At 37.3% G+C, this 209-nt stretch carries 1 protein-coding gene; it reads left to right on the forward strand.

Annotation, left to right across the window (positions count from 1 at the left end; translation table 11 throughout):
* A partial coding sequence (locus tag NG901_RS17030) for a F0F1 ATP synthase subunit B family protein (RefSeq protein ID WP_502800146.1) occupies positions 1-209 on the forward strand: 209 nt, incomplete at both ends.

Genomic DNA, 209 nt, shown 5'->3' on the forward strand with positions numbered 1-209 from the left:
AAGAGAGCCGTGCTCAAGCAGAACAATTACTTGCTGAACAAAAAAGTGTTTTACAACAAGCTCGTGTGGAATCTCAAACAATGATTGAGAATGCAAAACAGCTTGGTGAAAAAGAACGCGAAGAAATTGTCAAAACTGCTAGACGTGAATCAGAACGTATAAAAGAAGAAGCAAAATCCGATATTGCACGTGAAAAAGAAGATGCTATT

This window comes from Clostridium sp. CMCC3677 (assembly GCF_023845585.1).
Taxonomy (GTDB): Bacteria; Bacillota; Clostridia; order Clostridiales; family Clostridiaceae; genus Clostridium; species Clostridium aquiflavi.